Here is a 14,825-nt window from a genome sequence, read left to right on the forward strand (position 1 = left end):
ACTCGGCTGGATTCGGCACCGGTTGCCGGGCATATGCTCGCCCCGACCACCCCAGACATGAAGCGGCCCCCGCCGGGACGGCAATCCCGAACGAGGGCCTCACCAAGCAGGAAGTAACCGGCTTCCCCATGGCTCTCAAGCACACTAGCGTGCGCATGCGCGCGGCGTACGGCGTTCATCACTCCAACGTCCGTCACACGTCCCGGTACACCGTCATCGGGAACCACCTGCTCCAGAACCCCGCCCTCTCGCTGACCGCCCGGGGCCTCGGCGCGTACATCCAGTCGCTGCCTCCCGGAACGCCCATCAGCATCAAAGAGCTGGTCAAGCGGGTGCCGGAGGGGGAGATCCGGATCGCGGCGGCGCTGCGCGAGCTGGAAGCACACGGGTACCTGAAGCGGGTCCGGGAACAGCTGCCGGACGGGCGGTTCGTCACCCGTACGGTGTCCTACAACCACCCCAAGGCCGCCGCCACGGCCCGCACCGAGCGGCCGACGGCCCCCGAGCCAAAGCCCGGGCCGCAACCCGCGCCACAGCCCGCGCCCGTCACGGAACCCGAGCCCGAGCCGGAGCCCATCGCGGAGCCGGAGCCGGAGCCCGAGCCCGCGCCCGTCACGGAACCCGAGCCCGAGCCGGAGCCCGAGCCGGAGCCCGAATCCGCACCGCAGCCCGCCCCCGAGCCCGCACCGCGACCCGACCCGGCACCCGCCCCCGCCCCCGCCCCCGAGGCCCCGGCGGCGGATCCGCCCGTGGACGACGGGCCCTCCCCCGCCCGCAGGGCCGCCATGGCCCTCCTCGCCGAGCTGCGCCGCGTCGATCACCGCCTGCTGCTCGGCCAGCAGGACATCGAGCTGCTCTCCGGGAAGGTCGAGGTCTGGACGGAGCGCGGGGCGAGCAAGGAGGCGGTGATCGCCGTGCTGACGGCGAACATCCCCGACTCCGTCCGCAACCCGGCCGGACTGATCGCCCACCGCCTCGCCGTCCAGGAACCCCCGGCCCTGGCACCCCTGTTCCGCAAGGCCGCCTACGTCCCGCCCGACCCCTTCCAGAGCTGCGACAGATGCGACCGGGCCTTCCGCAGCCCCACCCCCGGCACCTGCGGCCCCTGTACCCGGCTGGCGGAACCGACTGCTCCGCACGGGCGAGGAAAAGGGGCGAGTGATCGGTTCTGCGGTGAATCGACTGCGGCAACCGGGTGATCAGGAGTGTCCTCGGCTGGTGGGCGGAAACGCGCGGACGCTATCTCTGCACGCATGATCAAGAACATCGCCGCCGCCGCGGCGCTCGCTCTCAGCACCGCCCTGTTCACCTGCACCCCCGCCCAGGCCGCGCCGAGCCCCTTCCCGCTCCCGCCCTTCGGGTATCCCGCCGTCCAGACCGTCCTCTCGGGCCCGGCCGTCCGGGACGGCCGGCTGGTGGTCCACCCCGCGTACGCCGTCCTGGCGCTGCGCTGACCCCCGCACACCCGTGTCCCGCCGTGTCGACCGGCGGGGCACCGGCGGACCCGTACGGCCGTCCCGGGTCAGCCGAACTCCGGCATCTCCCCGACCGTCGTCGACAGGTCGATCACCGCGAACGCCGCACCCTGCGGGTCGGTGAGCCCCGCGAAGCGGCCGAAGGGGCTGTCCATCGGCCCGAAGTGCACCTGCCCGCCGCGCTTCCTGGTCTTATCGACCGCCTCGTCGCAATTCGGCACCGCGAAGTAGACCTGCACGTACGACGGGATCTCCGGGGGGAAGTCCTCGCCCATCCTCATGCGGCCCAGCACTGGGTTCTGCGGGCCGCCGATGCTGAAGACCTTGAAGTCCATCCCGGCCGTCTCCGGGTCGTCACCGGCCTCCATCTGCTGGGACTCGTACGGGAAGACCTTCGACAGGAACTCGTCCGCCGCGTCGGGATCCCGGGTGAAGACCTCCGCCCAGGCGTACGCGCCGGGCTCGCCGAGCTTCTCGAAGCCCTTGTGCTCGCCGGGCTGCCAGACGCCGAAGACCGCGCCGCTCGGCTCCCGCGCGATCGCCATCGTGCCGAAGGCGCCGACCTGCATCGTCTCCATCATCAGCGTCCCGCCCGCCGCCTTGATCTTGTCGGCGGTGGCGGCGGCGTCCCGCGAGGCGAAGTACAGACACCACTGCGAGGGCGCGTCCCCGCCCGGCATCGGCGGCACCACGGCCGCGACCGCCTTGCCGTCGGAGTACGCCTGCGTGTAATTGCCGTACTCGCTGCTGGCCTCGCCGAAGGTCCAGCCCAGCACGTCGCCGTAGAACTCCTTGGCGGCCTCCACATCGGTGAACATCGCGTCCACCCAGCACGGGGCGCCTTCCGGGAACTCAGCCATGGTCGATCGACTCCTGTGTCGTCTGTCGTCCAGTACGCATGCTTGCCCTGCCGATCCCACGCTAGGCGGGGGGTCTGACAATCGCGCGGCGACCGCGTGCCGCCCGCGCTGCCGGGCGCTCCCGGGGGAGGCTGGGGGCATGGACGACATCACCATCCGGCTCGCGCAGCAGCCCGAGGCCGACGCCCTGCTCGCGCGCAGCCCGCTGGCCGCGCTGACCGGCATGCTCCTCGACCAGCAGGTGCCGATGGAGTGGGCGTTCTCGGGGCCGTGGACCATCGCCCAACGGCTCGGCACCGACGACCTCGACGCGCACGCCATCGCCGCCCACGACCCCGAGGCCTTCGCGGCGCTGCTGTCGCAGAAGCCCGCCGTGCACCGCTATCCGGGGTCGATGGCGAAGCGGATCCAGCAGCTGTGCGCGTACCTGGTGGAGCACTACGGCGGCGACGCGTCCGCCGTCTGGGGCGACGCCGCCACGGGTGCGGAGCTGCTGGCCCGTCTGAAGGCGCTGCCGGGCTTCGGGGAGCAGAAGGCGCAGATCTTCCTGGCCCTGCTGGGCAAGCGGTTCGGGGTGCGTCCGGAGGGCTGGCGCGAGGCCGCCGGCGGCTACGGCCTGCCGGGGGTCCACCGCTCGGCGGCCGACATCACGGGCCCGGAGTCGCTGGCGAAGGTCCGCGAGTACAAGCAGGCCCAGAAGGCCGCCAAGCGCTCCCCGTCCTGACGCGCGGGGCAGGCGGGCCGAGACGGCCCCTGGGGCCCCCTACGCCGACTGCGCCGGCCGGGCGCGCAGCACCGAGGCGTAGACCTCGTCGGCGTCGAGCCGCCGCAGTTCCTCCGCGATCAGTTCGGCGGTGCTCCGGATCTTGAGCGCGACCTTGCGGTCCGGCCAGCCGGGCAGGACCAGGGTGGCCAGCGAGCCGGTGGGGCGGTCCACGACCACCTCCCCGGCTGAGGTCTCCAACCGGACCCGGGTGATGAGCGGCCCGTCGGTCGCCACCCGGGTCACCGGCACGCCCAGGCGGTCCTCCAGCCAGCGCGCCAGCAGCTCGGCGCTCGCGTTGTCGGCCTCGCTCTCCACCGTCGCGGCGGTCACCGGCAGCGGCCTCTGGTCGAACGCGCAGGCCAGCAGGGAGCGCCACGGCGTGAGCCGGGTCCAGGCCAGGTCGGTGTCGCCGGGCGCGTACGAGTCCGCGCGCGCGGCCAGCACGCCGACCGGGTCGGGCGCCGCCTGGGAGTCGGTGATCCGCCGCTGCGCCAGGACGCCCAGCTCGTCGCGGGCGGGATCGGCGGGGGCGCCGGCCGGCCACCACGCCACCACCGGCGCGTCCGGTGCCAGCAGCGGGAGCACCACCGAGCCGGCCTGGGTGGTGAGGTCGCCGTGCAGGCGCAGCAGCACGATCTCCCCGGATCCGGCGTCCGATCCCACGCGCAGCTCGGCGTCGAGCCGGGTCCGGCGCCGGCGTTCCGGGCCGCGCGAGGTCCGCTTGATCACCGCGATGATCCGGCACGGGTGCTCGCGCGAGGCCTCGGAGGCCGCGCGCAGCGCGTCGTAGGCGTTCTCCTCGTCGGTGACGATCACGAGGGTCAGCACCAGCCCCATGGTGGGGCTGCCCACGGCGCGGCGGGCGTCGAGGAGCGCCCGGCCGATCTTGCTGGACGTGGTGTCGGTGAGTTCGGTCCGCATGCCCCGAGTCTGTCAGCGCCCGGCGCGGGGCCGACAGCCGGTTCGCTCGATTCCGTCTGGAGGAGCGGCGAGGTGACGCGGGCTCAGCGGCGCCGCCGCGCCGTCCCGAAGATCGACCGCGAGATCTCCCGTCCCAGCTGCGTCCCGATCGACCGCGCCAGGGAGCGGAACAGTCCGCTCCCGACGACCTGTTGTACCAGCGAGGGTTCCGCTTCCGGCGCGCCGCGTGCGGCCTTCCCCGCATCCCCTGCCTCCGCGGCCCGCTTCCGGGACTCCTCCGCCGCCGCGGCCGCCTCCGCCTCGGCCTCCGCGGCGGCCTGTTCGGCGGTGATCTTCTCGTACGCGGACTCGCGGTCGACCGGCTCGGCGTAACGCGCGTACAGCGGTGAGGACGTGACGGCCCGTTCCAGGGCGTCGGCGCCGACCGGTCCCATCAGCGACTGCGGTGCGCGCAGCCGGGTGGCGGCCACCGGGGTCGGGGCGCCCGTCTCGCTGAGTACCGTGACGACGGCCTCGCCGGTGCCCAGCCCGGTGAGCGTCTCCTCCAGGTCGTACGCGGAGCGGGGGAAGGTCCTCACCGTGGCCCTGAGGGCCTTGGCGTCGTCCGGGGTGAAGGCGCGCAGGGCGTGCTGGACGCGGTTGCCGAGCTGGGCCAGCACGTCCGCCGGGACGTCCTTGGGGGTCTGGGTGACGAAGAAGACGCCGATTCCCTTGGAGCGGATCAGCCGGACGGTCTGGGTGACGGACTCCAGGAACGCCTTCGAGGCCCCGTTGAAGAGCAGGTGCGCCTCGTCGAAGAAGAAGACCAGTCTGGGCTTCTCCAGATCGCCGACTTCGGGCAGCCCGCCGTAGAGATCGGCGAGCAGCCACATAAGAAATGTAGAGAAAAGCTGCGGTTTGTCCTGAACTGCCGGGAGTTCCAGTACGGAGACCACTCCGCGCCCGTCGGCGGCCGTCCGGAGCAATTCCCCGGTGTCGAATTCGGGCTCGCCGAAGAATTCCGTCGCGCCCTGCTGCTCGAACGCCGTCAGGGCGCGCAGGATCACTCCCGCGGTGACCGTGGAGAGTCCGCCGATTCCCTTGAGCTCGGACTTCCCCTGGTCGGAGACGAGGAAGGCGACCACCGCCCGGAGGTCCTTGAGGTCGATCAGCTCCAGGCCCTTGGAGTCGGCGTAGTGGAAGATCAGGCCGAGGGACTGCTCCTGCGTCCGGTTCAGCTGGAGCACCTTGGACATCAGCACCGGCCCGAAGGCCGTCACGGTCGCACGGACCGGGATGCCGGGGCCGATCCCGCCCAGGGCGTAGAACTCGCCGGGGCATCCGGCCGCCTTCCACTCCTGCCCGACCTGCGCGGCCCGCGCCGCGGTCCTCCCGTCCGCCGCGCCCGGAACGGTGATGCCGGAGACGTCGCCCTTGACGTCGGCCAGGAAGACGGGCACCCCGTTGGCGGACAGCTGCTCGGCGATCAGCTGGAGGGTCTTGGTCTTGCCGGTGCCGGTGGCTCCCGCCACGAGCCCGTGCCGGTTGAGCATCGAGAGCGGGATCCGGATCTGCCGTTCGGGCAGGCACGTCCCGTCCCAGAGCAGGGCGCCCAGGTCGAGCGCGGGGCCCGTGAAGGCGTACCCGGCGGCGATCTCGGCGGCGGCCGGACCGGACGCCCCGGCCGCGCGGGGCGGTGCGGCCGCGCCGGCTTCCCCGGCCGGACCGGGCGGGTCCGCCGGATCGGGTGAGTCGGTGCCCTGGCTCATGCATCCCTCCCGGAATAGCCCTGTCTGCCACTTTTGCACCGACCGGGCGAGGCTGCGCCCGGAGGCACCGGCCCGGTAGGCTTTCCGTGTGATCTTCAAGCGCATCGGAAGCGGGCGGCCGTACCCCGACCACGGCAGGGAAACCACCCGGCAGTGGGCGGACGTCGCCCCGCGCCCGGTCCGGCTCGACCAGCTCGTGACCACCAAGGGACAGCTGGACCTCGAGACCCTGCTCGCCGAGGACTCCACCTTCTACGGGGACCTCTTCGCCCACGTCGTGAAGTGGCAGGGCGACCTCTACCTGGAGGACGGGCTGCACCGCGCCGTCCGCGCGGCCCTCCAGCAGCGCCAGGTCCTGCACGCACGCGTCCTCGAGATGGACTGATTGCGCCTTTCGGGTCGCCCTCACCCGATCAACTCATCATTTAGTAGGCATCATTCCGGTACGGCACTACGCTGCCGCTCATGAGCATGCTCACTCCCCCCGGCATGGGCGGAAAGTACCGCGTCACGGGAGCTGCCTACCCCCGTATGAGCCGCCCCAGGCGGCGCCGGAAGATCGTCCTCGCCCTGCTGGGGTGCGTCGTGGCCCTGGCCCTCCTCGGCTACGGCGCGCTGCAGCTCATCGACGTGTTCGGCGGCGACGACAGCGGCGAGCGCAATATGGCGGCGGCCCGCAAGAACTGCCCGACGGCCTCCGCCAAGCCCGCGAACGCCGTGAAGCCGGCCACCGCACCCGACGCGGGCCCCGCCGCCTCCAAGGCCCCCGCGGTCGCCCTCCCGCAGCCCGGCCAGATCACCGTCAACGTGTACAACGCGACCCCGCGCTCGGGCCTGGCCAAGGCCGTCGGCGACGAGCTGAAGAAGCGCGGCTTCACCGTCGGCCACGTCGGCAACGCCCCCGCCGACTTCGACAAGAAGGTCCAGGGAACCGGGATACTGCTCGGCTCGCCCCGCACCGACAAGGCGGTCTACTCCGTCCTCGGCACCCAGCTCACCGGGCTCACCACCCAGACCGACGCCCGTGAGGGCGCGGACATCGACCTGATCCTCGGCGACGCCTTCAAGGAGCTCAGCACGAAGGAGGACGCGGACAAGGCGCTGGCCGTCCTGGCCAACCCCGCGCCCACGCCCTCCGCGCGGTGCTGATCCCCCACCGGGGAAGGGCTACTCGGCCGAGCCGTACATGCGGTCGCCCGCGTCGCCCAGGCCCGGCACGATGTAGCCGTGCTCGTTGAGCCGCTCGTCCACGGCGGCCGTCACCACCGTCACCGGCGTGCCCGCGAGCTCGCGTTCCATGATCTCGACGCCCTCGGGCGCGGCCAGCAGCACCACGGCGGTCACGTCGTCGGCGCCGCGCTTGATGAGCTCCTGGATCGCGGCGACCAGCGTGCCGCCGGTGGCCAGCATCGGGTCGACGACGTACACCTGGCGGCCGGAGAGGTCTTCGGGCATGCGCGTCGCGTACGTGGAGGCCTCCAGGGTCTCCTCGTTGCGGACCATGCCCAGGAAGCCCACCTCGGCGGTCGGCAGCAGCCGCACCATGCCGTCCAGCATGCCGAGGCCGGCGCGCAGGATCGGGACGACCAGCGGACGCGGGTGCGACAGCTTGACGCCGGTGGTCGGACCGACCGGGGTCTCGATGTCGGACTGCTCGGTGCGCACGTCGCGGGTGGCCTCGTACGCGAGGAGCGTCACCAGCTCGTCGGCGAGCCGCCGGAACGTGGGGGAGTCGGTGCGCTTGTCGCGCAGCGCGGTGAGTTTGTGCGCCACCAAGGGGTGATCGACGACCTGCAAACGCACAACATCCTCCAAGACTCAGCCGGGCTTCGATCTGCGATCCGCGAACTGCGAGACCCTGCTACCTGCGAAAACGGCCGCCTGTTCGCGACCCACTGGCAAAAGGCTACGCGCTGTGCGCACCGCTCCGCGTCCGCCGCGGGCCCCGGGATGCGGGGCGCCGCGCCCCCCAGCACCCTGGACTCGTGAGCAACGGACTGGTCATCGCGGCCGTCGACGGATCCGAGCACAGCCTCCGCGCCCTGGAATGGGCCCGCGCGGCGGCGCTGCGCCACGGCACCGGGCTGCTGGTCGCCCACGTGCTGCCCGACGTCACCCAGCTGTACGCCGGCCGCCGCTCGGGCCTGCACGACCCGAACCAGCCCGAGGAGCACGCCGACCCGGTGGCCGACCGCGTACGCGCCCTCCTGGACGCCTCCCCCGAGCTGCCCCGCGAGGTCCGCTACGAGTCCCTGGAGGGCTCGGTGCCGGCGGCCCTGCGGGTGATCAGCGCCGAGGACTCGCCCCGGATGCTGGTGATGGGCTCCCGGGGGCGCGGCGGGTTCGCCGCGCTGCTGCTCGGCTCGAACAGCAGGGCCGTGGCCACCACCGCGTCCTGCCCGGTGGTGGTGGTCCCGCACTCCGATCGCGACGCGGCGGCCGGTCCCGCCGGGGAGGCGGCGGAGCCCTCGGCCGGCAAGGTGGTGCTCGGGCTGCACGTCACCGAGACCCCGGAGTCCGTACTGACCTTCGCCTTCGCGGAAGCCGCCGCACGGGGGACCACCGTCCAGGTGGTCTCCGCGTACGCCGTCCCGCCCGGCCCGACGAACCTGCTCGGCGCCCCCTTCGCGGTGGTCCCGCCCGAGGCGCTGGCCGACGCGGGGGACACGGTGCCGGCCGAACGGGAGACCCTGCGGGCCCAGGCACGGCGGCTGGACCCGCTGCGGGCCAGGTACCCGGACGTCCCCGTCGAGCAGGCCACCGAGCCGGGGAACGCGGCCGGGCGGCTGGTGGAGGCGTCCCGGTCGGCCGCGCTGGTCGTGGTGGGCCGCCACCACCCGCGCGTACGGTCACTGCTGATCGGATCGGTGGCGCACGCGGTGCTCCAGCACGCGCACGGCCCCGTGGCCGTCGTACCGACCCTCACGGAGGAGGACGGCGCCCCCTGACGGCTGCCGGGCCCGGCCCCGCTCCCGCCCCCCGACCCCTGACCTGGGGTGATCTGCGCGGAGGTGGCATCAAACGAGCCGACCGGGGGAAGGGGGGAACCCGGGGGGTCTGCTTCGCGACGGCGGAGGAGGACGACCGGACCAGCCTGGGGTGGTGCCGATGCCGGAGACGCAGCCCAACGACACCGACGGGAGAGAGGCCTACGAGGCGCCGGAGACGGCGGCGCAGCGCAGGGCGCGACGCGCGCAGTTCCTGCGCGATCTGAACGAGGCCAGAGAGCTGCGCGACCGGGTCCAGCCACGGCGCGCCCGCGCGGCCCGGATGCGGCAGCAGATGCGGATGCGGACCTTCCGCTGGTGAGCGGGGGCGCGGCCGGGCGCGTCGCGGCCCGTACCGGCGGCGCCCGGACCGGTCCCGGGACCGCCCCCGTGATCCGGCGTACGACCGGCGCCGCGACACGGCCGCCGCGCGGAAGACCTCTCGCAACGCCGCTGTTTCTGCCACGATGCCGATTGGGCGGGGTGCGGACGGCGGGCGTCACGGCCGTGCACACCCCAACCTCCGGCCGGGGGGACCTCCAACCGGCACGCCTATGACCAGTGGGAGAGTCACGGTGTACTTCGCCGCACTGCTCGCGCGCACCGAAGACGGGTGGGAAGCGAGCGACATGGAACTCGACGACGTCGAGTCCCTCAGTGATCTGATCGATCTCGCACGGTCCGCCGCTGTCGACGACGACACGGTGGTCGCCCTCATCGAGCAGGAGGACGCCTGGTTCGGCGTCATCCGCGTGGACGGAGAGGAGGACCCCCGGTACTTCGTCTCGAACGCCTCCGTGGCCGACCGCAGCTCCTACGGATCGATGCTGACGAAGGAACTGCTGGGCACCGACGAGGAGGACGACGACCTCGACGAACTGGACCTGGACGGCACCGAGGACGGCGACGGCGAACTGGTCGCCGCCTACACGGACGAGACCGACGACGAGGACGACGAGCCGCGCTCCGGCTCCGAGCCCCTGCCCGCCGGCCCCCTCGGCGACCCCCGCCTGCTGGACGACCTCGGGGTCGGCCACAAGGAACTGCTGACCCTCGACGGAGACGCCCTCACGGAGATCGCCGACGCGCTCGGCGCCACCGAAGTGCTGGAGGCCGTCCGCTAGTGATCTCCGAGCACGACACCCCGTACGGCCCCGATCCCGTACGGGATCCCTGGCGGGACTCCATGCGCCTGGCGCTGAAGGAGGCCGCCCTGGCGGTACCGGCCGGCGACGTGCCGGTCGGTGCCGTCGTGCTCGGTCCCGGCGGGGAACTCCTCGCCACCGGGCACAACGAACGGGAGGCCGTCGCGGATCCCACGGCACACGCCGAAGTACTCGCGCTGCGCCGGGCGGCCGCCCGGCTCGGGGAGTGGCGGCTGACGGGATGCACGCTGGTCGTGACCCTGGAGCCGTGCGTGATGTGCGCGGGCGCGCTCGTACAGTCCCGCGTGGCGCGGGTCGTCTACGGGGCGGGGGACGAGAAGGCGGGCGCGGCCGGGTCGCTCTGGGACCTCGTGCGCGACCGCAGGCTCAACCACCGTCCCGAGGTGATCCGCGGGGTGCTGGAGCAGGAGTGCGCGCGGCAGCTCACCGACTTCTTCCGGGAGCGGTGAGCAGCGCCACGTGCTGCGGATTTGCAAACCACTCCCCACCGTGGGCTAGGATCTCTCTCGGTAGTGTGTCCGAGTGGCCGAAGGAGCTCGCCTCGAAAGCGAGTATGGGGCAACCCATCGGGGGTTCAAATCCCTCCACTACCGCTCTTGAGAGCCCCGGTTCGTACGAACCGGGGCTCTCGTGCGTCCCCGCCGTGACCGGCCGTCCGCTCGGCCGTTGACACGGCATGACCAAGACCCAGCGCATGCTCGCCGCCTTCGCCCTCGCGGGGGCCGCCGCGGGCCTCGCCGCACCTGCCGCCTCCGCCGCGCCCGTGGGCGTGACCCCCCTGGCCCTCCCCGACCTCCCGGCCGCCGCCCCGGGCATGCCCGCCGGCGCGCAGCCCTCCGTACCCGAGATCGGCGCGAGGCTCAGCCAGGGGGCCAACCAGCTCAACCAGCTGGCCGACCTGCCCGACCAGCTCACCCCGGTGATCGCGCCCGTCGAGCCGGTCCTGAGCCTCCTGGGCGCCATCCAGTAGCCCCGCCGCCACGCCGGACGCGCCCGTCGCCCCTCCTTCCCCCGCCCCCCGACGCGAAGAAGGCCCCGACCGGAGCCGGGACCTTCGACGGTGGGGACGGGGGAAGCGGCCATCGGGGGGACGAGCCGCCTCCCCCGGTGAGGACGGACCTGCCAGCCCGAGCCGCGGTCAGGGGGAAGCCCGCGGCTCGGACCCCGCAGTGAGGTCCGGTCCCTCACCCACCGGTTTCCTGCCAGAACCGGTGGGCTCGCGTTCCATCCTGCTGCTCCCCCGACCGGACGCTCAGCGGCAAAGGGCCCCAACCGGCGGGTCATTGGTCCTTAAAGGTCAGGTGAGTGACCAAACCTGACCGGTTAGACTCACCCGACTTTGCAGCGCCGGTTGGGGAGGCCGACACCGTTCATGGACACCAAGAAGCTCATCACGGGCGTCCTCACCGTGTTCGTCCTCTTCGTGATCATCACCCAGCCCAAGCGGGCGGCGGAGATGGTGGGAATAGGCTTCCAGGGCATATCGGATGCGGCCTCGGGCATCGGCGAGTTCATCACCGAACTGGTGAACTGAAACCGTACGCCGAAGCGATTTCCGGACTTCCAGGTCCCCCACTCCGACGGGTGGGGGACCTTTCGCGTTCGCGCCGGGGAAGCCGGTAAAAGGAATACGCCTAAATGCCCAACTTGCCCTCAACACGGCTATATACGGTGCTTGCACATAGTGCACATCTCTTGTGATGCTATGACCGCTTTTGACCGATGAGTTGACCGAAGGGGTGGCGTGACCGTGCCGGCCAGTACTGCGCCTCAGGTGCCTCCCCAGCAAGAGCTCCGCCCGCACGAGCCGCGCCGCCAGGAGCCGCGTCCGGCGGAGCCCCGTACCGGGGGGCGTCCCGGGCCCGGCCCCCACGAGCCGCGTCCCGAGTCCCGGCCACAGGAGTCGCCGGAGCCCCAGGAGCCCCAGGAGCCCCAGGAGCCCCAGGAGCCTCAGAGACCGCGAGGACCGCAAGGACCGCAAGGACCTCAGGAGTCCCAGCAGCCCCAGAATTCCCAGGAGCCCCCCCAGGACACGTACGAGGCGCCCGAGGAGCCGCCGCAGGCTCCCCCGCGACCCCAGGGCCGGGGCGCCGACACCCGGGCCCTGACCCAGGTGCTCTTCGGCCAGCTGAAGGGCCTGGAGCCGGGCACCAGCGAGCACCACCGGGTGCGCGGGGCCCTCATCGAGGCCAACCTCCCGCTCGTCCGGTACGCGGCCGCCCGCTTCCGCAGCCGCAACGAGCCGATGGAGGACGTCGTCCAGGTCGGCACCATCGGGCTGATCAACGCGATCGACCGGTTCGACCCCGAGCGCGGGGTCCAGTTCCCCACCTTCGCGATGCCGACGGTCGTCGGCGAGATCAAACGATACTTTCGCGACAACGTGCGAACCGTCCACGTCCCGCGCCGCCTCCACGAGCTGTGGGTGCAGGTCAACGCCGCGACCGAGGACCTCACCACCCTCCACGGCCGCACCCCGACCACGTCCGAGATCGCCGAGCGGCTGCGCATCGGCGAGGACGAGGTGCTGTCCTGCATCGAGGCCGGGCGCAGCTACCACGCGACCTCCCTGGAGGCCGCCCAGGAGGGCGACGGCATGCCCGGCCTGCTGGACCGGCTCGGCTACGAGGACCCCGAGCTGGCCGGCGTCGAGCACCGCGATCTCGTGCGCCACCTGCTGGTCCAGCTGCCCGAACGGGAGCAGCGGATCCTTCTGCTGCGCTACTACAACAACCTGACGCAGTCCCAGATCAGCGCGGAGCTGGGCGTCTCGCAGATGCACGTGTCGCGGCTGCTCGCCCGGAGCTTCGCCCGTCTGAGATCCGCAAACAGGATCGAGGCTTAACCGGAACGGGTGGAGCCGTTACCGCGTTTCCCTACAGAATCGGCTCATTCCGCTCGGTCGCCCGTCTGTCGCTGGAGATACTTGTCGACATGGCGCTACAGCGTGTTGCCGACATGTGACATTCTGCTGGAACCGCGTTTGCCGCAGCCCCGCCTCCGGTATTCAGGTGGAGGCTGCGTTCCTCTGACGGGCGCAGAGACGCGACCGTCCGCGACCTCAAGGGGGTGGCATGTCCGTAGAACAGGGCAGCTCCAAGGTGCTCACGCTCGACAAGCGTGAGCTGCCGGCAGTGGCCGACCGCTCGGAAGCCATCGACACCCGCACCCTCTCCCGCACCCTCTTCCAGCGACTCGCCGCCCTGGACGCGGACAGCCCCGAACGGACGTACGTACGCGACACCCTGATCGAGCTGAACCTGCCGCTGGTGCGCTACGCGGCGGCCCGGTTCCGCAGCCGCAACGAGCCGATGGAGGACATCGTCCAGGTCGGCACCATCGGCCTGATCAAGGCGATCGACCGGTTCGACTGCGAGCGCGGCGTGGAGTTCCCGACGTTCGCGATGCCGACCGTCGTGGGCGAGATCAAACGATTCTTTCGGGACACCTCCTGGTCCGTCCGGGTCCCGCGCCGGCTCCAGGAACTGCGCCTCGCGCTGACCAAGGCGAGCGACGAACTGGCCCAGAAGCTGGACCGGTCCCCGACCGTTCCGGAGCTGGCGGCCGTGCTCGGCGTGTCCGAGGAGGAGGTCGTCGACGGCCTCGCCGTGGGCAACGCCTACACCGCCTCCTCGCTCGACTCGCCCTCCCCGGAAGACGAGGGCGGCGAGGGCTCCCTCGCGGACCGGCTCGGGTACGAGGACAGCGCGCTGGAGGGCGTCGAGTACCGCGAGTCGCTCAAGCCGCTGCTCGCCAAACTCCCGCCCCGGGAGCGGCAGATCATCATGCTGCGCTTCTTCGCGAACATGACGCAGTCGCAGATCGGCGAGGAGGTCGGCATCTCCCAGATGCACGTCTCCCGGCTGCTCACCCGGACGCTCGCCCAGCTGCGGACCGGCCTGATCGGGGACTGAGACAGGAGCGCGGGGTTCACATTTGACATTGCGTCAGGAACACTGGCGCGATGCGAACGGGATCCCGCGCTGCGCTCGCCCTCGCCCTCTGCTGCACGGCCTCCGTCGCCCTCACCGGCTGCGGCCGGGACCGGGACGGCCACGTCGTCGTGGGCGCGGTCGCGGCGGGCCCCGAGCGGGGCGCGGGAGAGAACGTGCCGCCCGGGGGCCGGGTGGAGTTCCAGCCGCTGGCATCAGCCGGATCGGCCGCCTCCGCCGACGCCCCCGTTTCTACGCCGCCCGGCGCGCCCGGGTCCCGGCCCCCCGGCGGCTCCGCCCGGGGCGGAGGGACGGCCGCCGCTCCGGGCGGCTCCGCGCCCGCCCCCGGCCCCCCGCCGGACCCGGGTTCCCCGGCCACCCCCGGCGGCACCGGGGGCGCGGGCACGGGCGACACCACCCCGGGCCCGCCCGGCACCCCGGCCCCACCGGCCCAGCCGACCCCGCCCGGCACCCCCGCCCCACCGGCCCCTCCGGCCCCGAAGCCGCCCGCCCCGCCGGCCACCCCGGCGCAGCTCACGCTCGGCGCCCCCGTCCGTACGGCGGCGTCCGACCGGTGGTGCGAACGCGTCACGGTGACCTTCACCAACACCGGCACCACGGCGGCCCGCTCCGGCACGGTCAGCTTCGCGACGCACGTCATCGGGGCCCTCGGCATCGACTGGGCCACGGTCACCACGACCCAGCCCCTGCCCGCCCCCCTCGCGGGCGGCGCCTCGAAGACGCAGGTCTACACGGTCTGCGTGGAGGCCTGGCGGGTCCCGCTGGGCATGCACGTCGAGACCCGGAAGGTCACCGCGGCCTGGAGCTGACCCCGGCGGCGGAGCCGAGCCGCAGCAGTCCCGCGGGTGACCGGCGGAGGGCGTGCCGGCCCGTCGGCGGTTTTCCGATTCCTTTACCGCCCCCACCCCCCGAATCATTTGCCTGTAGCAACCATGTGGTTCTACGGTTG

Annotated in this window: 18 protein-coding genes and 1 tRNA gene; 15 read left to right on the top strand and 4 right to left on the bottom strand. The window is 72.6% G+C overall.

Annotated features, from left to right (window positions below; translation table 11 throughout):
* Nucleotides 1-128 precede the first annotated feature (128 nt).
* Together ACZ4WZ_RS04875 and ACZ4WZ_RS04880 are read left to right on the top strand one after the other, a co-directional pair.
* The gene (locus ACZ4WZ_RS04875) at nt 129-1,199 is read left to right on the top strand and encodes a helix-turn-helix domain-containing protein (RefSeq protein WP_467885109.1); all 1,071 of its coding nucleotides are present in this window, start codon (nt 129-131) and stop codon (nt 1,197-1,199) included.
* Between the two features lie 54 nt (nt 1,200-1,253).
* Nucleotides 1,254-1,454, top strand: coding sequence for a hypothetical protein (locus tag ACZ4WZ_RS04880; protein ID WP_467885111.1), 201 nt, complete (start codon nt 1,254-1,256; stop codon nt 1,452-1,454).
* Nucleotides 1,455-1,522: 68 nt separating this feature from the next.
* On the opposite strand, the gene ACZ4WZ_RS04885 is transcribed toward ACZ4WZ_RS04880, so the two are convergent.
* Nucleotides 1,523-2,335, bottom strand: a complete 813-nt coding sequence (locus ACZ4WZ_RS04885; protein ID WP_467885114.1) for a VOC family protein — start codon at nt 2,333-2,335, stop codon at nt 1,523-1,525.
* A gap of 139 nt (nt 2,336-2,474) precedes the next feature.
* Between ACZ4WZ_RS04885 and ACZ4WZ_RS04890 the strand changes: the two genes are divergently transcribed.
* Nucleotides 2,475-3,059: an HhH-GPD-type base excision DNA repair protein gene (locus ACZ4WZ_RS04890; RefSeq protein WP_467885117.1), complete on the top strand. Its 585-nt coding sequence runs from the start codon at nt 2,475-2,477 to the stop codon at nt 3,057-3,059.
* A gap of 39 nt (nt 3,060-3,098) precedes the next feature.
* On the opposite strand, the gene opcA is transcribed toward ACZ4WZ_RS04890, so the two are convergent.
* Nucleotides 3,099-4,022 (bottom strand): glucose-6-phosphate dehydrogenase assembly protein OpcA, encoded by a 924-nt coding sequence (gene opcA / locus ACZ4WZ_RS04895; protein ID WP_467885119.1) that lies wholly within the window; start codon nt 4,020-4,022, stop codon nt 3,099-3,101.
* Between the two features lie 83 nt (nt 4,023-4,105).
* On the bottom strand, nt 4,106-5,770 hold the full coding sequence (locus ACZ4WZ_RS04900; protein WP_467885122.1) for a helicase HerA-like domain-containing protein: 1,665 nt from the start codon (nt 5,768-5,770) through the stop codon (nt 4,106-4,108).
* Between the two features lie 88 nt (nt 5,771-5,858).
* On the opposite strand from ACZ4WZ_RS04900, the gene ACZ4WZ_RS04905 reads away from it, so the two are divergent.
* Both ACZ4WZ_RS04905 and ACZ4WZ_RS04910 read left to right on the top strand, forming a co-directional pair.
* Nucleotides 5,859-6,155, top strand: a complete 297-nt coding sequence (locus ACZ4WZ_RS04905; RefSeq protein WP_008740979.1) for a type II toxin-antitoxin system VapB family antitoxin — start codon at nt 5,859-5,861, stop codon at nt 6,153-6,155.
* Nucleotides 6,156-6,259: 104 nt separating this feature from the next.
* The gene (locus tag ACZ4WZ_RS04910) at nt 6,260-6,919 is read left to right on the top strand and encodes a LytR C-terminal domain-containing protein (RefSeq protein WP_467885892.1); all 660 of its coding nucleotides are present in this window, start codon (nt 6,260-6,262) and stop codon (nt 6,917-6,919) included.
* A gap of 18 nt (nt 6,920-6,937) precedes the next feature.
* Here ACZ4WZ_RS04910 and upp read toward each other — a convergent pair whose 3' ends face one another.
* Nucleotides 6,938-7,573: a uracil phosphoribosyltransferase gene (gene upp / locus ACZ4WZ_RS04915; RefSeq protein ID WP_467885126.1), complete on the bottom strand. Its 636-nt coding sequence runs from the start codon at nt 7,571-7,573 to the stop codon at nt 6,938-6,940.
* 182 nt (nt 7,574-7,755) lie between these two features.
* Between upp and ACZ4WZ_RS04920 the strand changes: the two genes are divergently transcribed.
* The 10 genes from ACZ4WZ_RS04920 to ACZ4WZ_RS04965 all read left to right on the top strand — a co-directional run bounded on the left by ACZ4WZ_RS04920 (nt 7,756) and on the right by ACZ4WZ_RS04965 (nt 14,685).
* Nucleotides 7,756-8,718 (top strand): universal stress protein, encoded by a 963-nt coding sequence (locus tag ACZ4WZ_RS04920; RefSeq protein WP_467885129.1) that lies wholly within the window; start codon nt 7,756-7,758, stop codon nt 8,716-8,718.
* 160 nt (nt 8,719-8,878) lie between these two features.
* Nucleotides 8,879-9,079: a hypothetical protein gene (locus ACZ4WZ_RS04925; RefSeq protein WP_050779660.1), complete on the top strand. Its 201-nt coding sequence runs from the start codon at nt 8,879-8,881 to the stop codon at nt 9,077-9,079.
* A 253-nt stretch (nt 9,080-9,332) separates the two neighbouring features.
* Nucleotides 9,333-9,881: a tRNA adenosine deaminase-associated protein gene (locus ACZ4WZ_RS04930; RefSeq protein WP_467885895.1), complete on the top strand. Its 549-nt coding sequence runs from the start codon at nt 9,333-9,335 to the stop codon at nt 9,879-9,881.
* A gap of 62 nt (nt 9,882-9,943) precedes the next feature.
* Nucleotides 9,944-10,372: a tRNA adenosine(34) deaminase TadA gene (gene tadA / locus ACZ4WZ_RS04935; RefSeq protein WP_467885897.1), complete on the top strand. Its 429-nt coding sequence runs from the start codon at nt 9,944-9,946 to the stop codon at nt 10,370-10,372.
* Nucleotides 10,373-10,431: 59 nt separating this feature from the next.
* A tRNA-Ser gene (locus tag ACZ4WZ_RS04940) sits at nt 10,432-10,516 on the top strand.
* An 83-nt stretch (nt 10,517-10,599) separates the two neighbouring features.
* Complete coding sequence (locus ACZ4WZ_RS04945) at nt 10,600-10,893, top strand: hypothetical protein (protein WP_467885132.1); 294 nt, start codon at nt 10,600-10,602, stop codon at nt 10,891-10,893.
* A gap of 402 nt (nt 10,894-11,295) precedes the next feature.
* Complete coding sequence (locus tag ACZ4WZ_RS04950; protein WP_164720920.1) at nt 11,296-11,457, top strand: hypothetical protein; 162 nt, start codon at nt 11,296-11,298, stop codon at nt 11,455-11,457.
* Nucleotides 11,458-11,697: 240 nt separating this feature from the next.
* Nucleotides 11,698-12,768, top strand: coding sequence for an RNA polymerase sigma factor SigF (locus ACZ4WZ_RS04955; protein WP_467885136.1), 1,071 nt, complete (start codon nt 11,698-11,700; stop codon nt 12,766-12,768).
* Nucleotides 12,769-12,997: 229 nt separating this feature from the next.
* Nucleotides 12,998-13,837, top strand: a complete 840-nt coding sequence (locus ACZ4WZ_RS04960; protein ID WP_467885138.1) for an RNA polymerase sigma factor SigF — start codon at nt 12,998-13,000, stop codon at nt 13,835-13,837.
* A gap of 50 nt (nt 13,838-13,887) precedes the next feature.
* Nucleotides 13,888-14,685 (top strand): hypothetical protein, encoded by a 798-nt coding sequence (locus ACZ4WZ_RS04965; protein ID WP_467885140.1) that lies wholly within the window; start codon nt 13,888-13,890, stop codon nt 14,683-14,685.
* Nucleotides 14,686-14,825 lie beyond the last annotated feature (140 nt).

It is taken from the genome of Streptomyces sp. NPDC029122, from assembly GCF_055569445.1.